Annotated in this window: 6 protein-coding genes and 1 pseudogene; 2 read left to right on the top strand and 5 right to left on the bottom strand. The window is 37.7% G+C overall.

Annotation, left to right across the window (positions count from 1 at the left end):
- Positions 1–292: 292 nt before the first annotated feature.
- Positions 293–1,363, bottom strand: a complete 1,071-nt coding sequence (locus ACGLXV_RS00765; RefSeq protein WP_391557087.1) for a glycosyl hydrolase family 18 protein — start codon at positions 1,361–1,363, stop codon at positions 293–295.
- 302 nt (positions 1,364–1,665) lie between these two features.
- On the opposite strand from ACGLXV_RS00765, the gene ACGLXV_RS00770 reads away from it, so the two are divergent.
- Positions 1,666–1,887 carry a hypothetical protein gene (locus ACGLXV_RS00770; RefSeq protein ID WP_391557088.1) on the top strand — a complete coding sequence of 74 codons (222 nt, stop codon included), beginning with the start codon at positions 1,666–1,668 and terminating at the stop codon, positions 1,885–1,887.
- A gap of 80 nt (positions 1,888–1,967) precedes the next feature.
- Here ACGLXV_RS00770 and ACGLXV_RS00775 read toward each other — a convergent pair whose 3' ends face one another.
- From ACGLXV_RS00775 to ACGLXV_RS25780, 4 genes and pseudogenes are all read right to left on the bottom strand, one after another.
- Positions 1,968–2,444 (bottom strand): YqeG family HAD IIIA-type phosphatase, encoded by a 477-nt coding sequence (locus ACGLXV_RS00775; protein ID WP_391557089.1) that lies wholly within the window; start codon positions 2,442–2,444, stop codon positions 1,968–1,970.
- A 22-nt stretch (positions 2,445–2,466) separates the two neighbouring features.
- Positions 2,467–2,679, bottom strand: a complete 213-nt coding sequence (locus ACGLXV_RS00780) for a hypothetical protein (protein WP_391557090.1) — start codon at positions 2,677–2,679, stop codon at positions 2,467–2,469.
- 410 nt (positions 2,680–3,089) lie between these two features.
- Positions 3,090–3,431, bottom strand: coding sequence for a zinc ribbon domain-containing protein YjdM (locus tag ACGLXV_RS00785; RefSeq protein ID WP_391557091.1), 342 nt, complete (start codon positions 3,429–3,431; stop codon positions 3,090–3,092).
- Positions 3,432–3,896: 465 nt separating this feature from the next.
- Positions 3,897–4,034: pseudogene (locus tag ACGLXV_RS25780) on the bottom strand (hypothetical protein); the annotation flags it as partial.
- Between the two features lie 168 nt (positions 4,035–4,202).
- On the opposite strand from ACGLXV_RS25780, the gene ACGLXV_RS00790 reads away from it, so the two are divergent.
- Complete coding sequence (locus tag ACGLXV_RS00790) at positions 4,203–4,523, top strand: ArsR/SmtB family transcription factor (protein WP_391557092.1); 321 nt, start codon at positions 4,203–4,205, stop codon at positions 4,521–4,523.
- The last annotated feature ends 65 nt before the right edge of the window (positions 4,524–4,588 follow it).

Raw genomic sequence — 4,588 nt, forward strand, 5'->3', positions numbered from 1 at the left:
GGTTTTTCTCCAACCTCTAAGATCAGAGAATACAATGTTTTCATCATCAGTGCAGTTGGTTTATCATAGCTCATTCTAGATATTTTAGTAGAATCTCCTGGTTTTAACAACCATGACGTATAAATTCAAGTCCATTATTTATTGTAAGCAAAGCAACCATTTTCTAAGTTCTTTACTTTGTTCAGATATACAGTAATCTCTCTTCGTGCTGTTTTCTAATTTCTTTAATACTTTTTATCATCTTTTCGGGCTAAACTTGCCAAAAACTGTCAGTTTTTAGAAGAAAATCGTCCTATCTGAACCTTTTAAATTCTGCACGCAGGTTTGGACTTTCCTGCCCTATTGCCCATGCAGATATTCCAGCTAGCTTGTACTTTTTTACAAGATTTAGACGTTTTTCCATAGATTTCTCATCTTCAATCCATATTTGATGTCTCGCTCCATTTTCGACGTAGTCCACAAATCTTTGCTCTGCTTTTTTATCCCATTTTTTGGATAAACCCTTTTGAGCAATTTGAATTTCAACGGCTTCCATTGTACGATCGTAATTTGTCATACTTTTGTTATCCAAATTGGTAACCCATTCTCTTGTAAAGAAAGGGACAGCGAGAATGATTTTTTTAGCAGGAACTTCCTTCATTAATAACGTTATTCCCTCTTTAACCCAAGGGATAGAAGCTACAGGTCCAGCTTTGCCTCCGGATCGATAGTACTCCTCGTATGCCATGAGAACAATGTAATCCGCGGCCTTCCCTAGATTACGTCTGTCATAAGATCCTGACCAAAAGGGATCTGGATTGTGCCGAGTAACATCTACCGAAACTACAATATCATGGCGATCTAAGGCTTTCTCAAGCTCTCTAATAAAATAAACAAAATGCTTCCTATTCTTAATATCCATGTTTTGGAAATCAACATTTATTCCATCGATTTTGTACTGAACCAAGGTTTGTCGAATTGTTTCCACAAGACTTTCTCTTTTTTCTATATCGCTTAAGACAGAATTGGTTAAAGCTGTGTCAAACTTATTTCCAAACAAAGGCCAAACTTGTTTTCCTGCCTTATGTGCCCACTCCACATAGCGGGGATCGACGGTTCCGGATAACATCCGATCCTTATTGGCTAATGTAAACCAACGAGGGGATACGACGTTAAGATTTGGAGAATTACTGTTTTGTTTGATAAAAGTATCTGTATTTCCAAAAGCATTCCATCCCATTACAATTCGTTTCGTACCCATGACATTCATGTGTGATTTCTGGTTTGGCTGAGACAACTCTTTAGGCTTTGACTGAATGGAAGGGCCGCAAGAGGTAAGCAAAACTACGATCAAGAGATATAGCAATAATGAACGACTTTTCATGTTGTCGATGACCCCTTCTCTTTTGGTTTATCCTTAGTTTTGCCCAATCTAATCCATTGAACCCTCCCCCACCAACACCAACCAAAAGGTGTTGAGGTGGGGATTTATTGTGATGCTTCATCAATATGATTCGAACTGAAAAACCAAATGATAAAAAACGGATCATCTTCAAGCAAAATTAAAAGCCTAGTAAAAAGACTAGGCTGAAAGAAATAACACGTTTGTTGTACATTGCTCTTTTTAACAAGTTTAATCCTTATCACATAAAATGAATCAAATTTGGAAAAAGGGGAGGATTGCTAATGAATCCATCTCGACAACCGCCATATGACCAAGTTTACACAATTCAAGTTGCACAACAATTTTTTCTGAAACACGCGGCTTTGGCGGAACACTATGAACGGTTAAAAATTGCTAATGCTAATAATGATTCAGCCTATTATCGTTACGCTGAGTTACAGTATTATCATAAATCAATGGCGATGCATTTTAAGGGATTTTTCTCTGCAACGTCGTTAATGTAATTACTAAAGAGGTGGAAAAATTTGCCTCTCATGTGATCTAGAGGAACGGCTCCCAAAGCGACGGTAAACAGCACATACGTCTAAACTCGAAGCACTTTTACCAATAGCCGTTTTACCGCTCCTATAAACCGGGGTTTCGTCCATGAAGGAGACACGAAAATCGTGTACATCCCTAGCCTGTTTCCGCCCCATAAATCAGTAATAATGCCATTGCCAATAACCGCTGTCTCGTTTCTATGGGTTCCAAGGATATCCAAGGCGGCAAAAAAAGCTTTTTTCTTCGGTTTGCCAGCTTCGAACAAAGCTGGAATCTCATTAACCAGCCCGTATCCTTTCGTCGGAGGTTTGCTGTTCGAAACGATAACCAGCTTTATCGCATATCGGGACTGAAGGTCTTTCAGCCATGTTTTCAGCGAATCCGCTGCAAACTCAGCATCCTTCTTGATTATTGTATTATTCCAGTCAAGTATTATTCCTTTAATTCCTGCTTGCTGCAGTGCGGCTCCATCTATCTCATAGATCGAGCGCGCAAATTGGGAAGGTTTAAAAATAGGCATAATTCCTCCGTAGCATATTATGTTATCTTAATAAGTTTAGTGCCCAAAATAATATGACCCCGAGTAAAACTGCTCCTACCAGTAACATCACCCACCGAACTATTTTCTTTCGTTGTCTTTGATTATCCTTTTGGTCATCCTTTTTTAACATAAATGGTAACTGGGAAGCAAGGATAGCAGCTACACCCGAGAATATCCAGAACCTCATTGTTTTTCTTGTTTCATTCTTTCCCATTCAAATCCCCCCTAAATAGTCGGGTTCAAAAGATGTTTAATCACAAGTTGTATGCTTAATTCCGAAAGAAATATAGGATTATTATGCCTTAAATGGTATCGCTGATTCAGTATGTTTCAATTTTACCTTACTTCATATGGTGGCGATGTCACCATATCTTGTTTTGAGATAAAAAACTACAAACACTACTACAATTCGAATGAAAGATTGAAGGACATGAAAAAGGCATTGAAAGAAGAGTTAGGAAGCGTAGAGAAAAAAGGCTAGCTCAGAACAAAGGACGCCTTTTTGGCGTCCACAGACAATCGAGAAATACCTATTCCAGAAAATCAAATCCATAATAGTGTATAAATGCACATTTCAAATCAGACACCTATATTCAAAGAAAATATAATAAATTAAAAGTGCATTTATACCTTTTTAACAAATTCAGATTTTAATTTCATAGCTCCAAAACCATCAATTTTGCAATCAATATCATGATCTCCATCAACCAAACGTATATTTTTTACTTTTGTACCTATTTTTACAACTAATGAACTTCCTTTTACTTTAAGGTCTTTGATTACTGTTACAGTATCACCATCGTTTAAAACATTTCCATTTGCATCTTTGATAATCTTTTTATCTTCACTATTTTCAGATTCTAATTCTAAAGTCCACTCATGACCACATTCTGGGCAAACAAAGAGACTTCCATTTTCGTAAGTGTATTCTGAATTACATTTTGGGCAATTTGGCACATCTAACATAATTTCATTTCCTCCATTCGTTATTGTTAATTCTAATATAAAGTATTATTTTCAATTTGCATTTCAACTTCGTAAGAATAGCAATTACGAACTTGAAATTCACAAAAAGCATATAGGGATTTCCTTATATGCTTATATACTGTCATAGTCTTCTCCTATTGACAACCCTTCCTCCAATCCCTATTTACATTAACGTGTACATTTCTATTCATTACTGAGGGTCTTTTCTAATTAAAAAGGTAGACATATTATGTGTTTCTCCAAAGAGCTGCATACTTCTTTTGATACTTGCTTTCCTTTTCTCTTGGGCGGAATACTGAGACAATTTAGTTGGTTAATATTAACATTATTAAACTTGTGAAAAAAGAACGCTCAAGCTCCACAATCCTGCCAGTTACCCCAGCAACAAAGCATGGGAAGGATGCATATCTCGTTCCCTGCTATCGATCTCCGTTAGCTGAATAACTAGCTTACACTACAAGATTCTATAATTCTTTGACCTTTAACGAATTTAGTAAATAAATACCGAACGCAAGGTCCAATCACGATGAGTTGTAGAGGGAGAGCTATAATAAAATTTTTGAAGGCGATCGAATAGTATCCCGTTAGCCAACCATGCTACTGACGCAGCACCACAGATGATGAAGATTTATCGTTTTTTCAGGATAGTTCAGCGCTGTCATATGAATCAAATATTTTACAGTTAATGATATATTCCTTGACAGGAATATTCTTTTTTAGGTATATTAAAAAAGAAAGGAGATACGTAATATGGGCGTGAAAATGTCAACGTTGAGTGCACTAGCCGAGCCCAACCGATTACACATTGTCGAGCTTTTGCGTGACGGTCCTCTCACTGTAGGAGAAATAGCCGAACGACTTGGGCTCCGTCAACCGCAGGTATCTAAACATCTACGTGTACTTAGTGATTCCGGGCTCGTTCAAATGCATCCAAGCGCGAATCGCCGGATCTATAAGCTGCAACCGCAGCCCTTCGTGGAACTGGACGACTGGATTGATTCCTTTCGAACCATTTGGGAGGATAGATTGGAGTGCTTGGACGATTATTTACGTGAGCTGCAAGGAAAGTGACAGCGTGAAACCGGCTAGCAGCGTAGCCGCAGTAATGTGCAACTGCATCATTCATAATTTAGGAA

The organism is Robertmurraya sp., from assembly GCF_036676585.1.
Classification (GTDB): Bacteria; Bacillota; Bacilli; order Bacillales; family Cytobacillaceae; genus Robertmurraya_A.

Bases quoted from the DNA above. Each gene is read 5' to 3' on its own strand.
- ACGLXV_RS00765 (WP_391557087.1), bottom strand. From the start codon at position 1,363: ATGAAAAGTCGTTCATTATTGCTATATCTCTTGATCGTAGTTTTGCTT.
- ACGLXV_RS00770 (WP_391557088.1), top strand. From the start codon at position 1,666: ATGAATCCATCTCGACAACCGCCATATGACCAAGTTTACACAATTCAA.
- ACGLXV_RS00775 (WP_391557089.1), bottom strand. From the start codon at position 2,444: ATGCCTATTTTTAAACCTTCCCAATTTGCGCGCTCGATCTATGAGATA.
- ACGLXV_RS00780 (WP_391557090.1), bottom strand. From the start codon at position 2,679: ATGGGAAAGAATGAAACAAGAAAAACAATGAGGTTCTGGATATTCTCG.
- ACGLXV_RS00785 (WP_391557091.1), bottom strand. From the start codon at position 3,431: ATGTTAGATGTGCCAAATTGCCCAAAATGTAATTCAGAATACACTTAC.
- ACGLXV_RS00790 (WP_391557092.1), top strand. From the start codon at position 4,203: ATGGGCGTGAAAATGTCAACGTTGAGTGCACTAGCCGAGCCCAACCGA.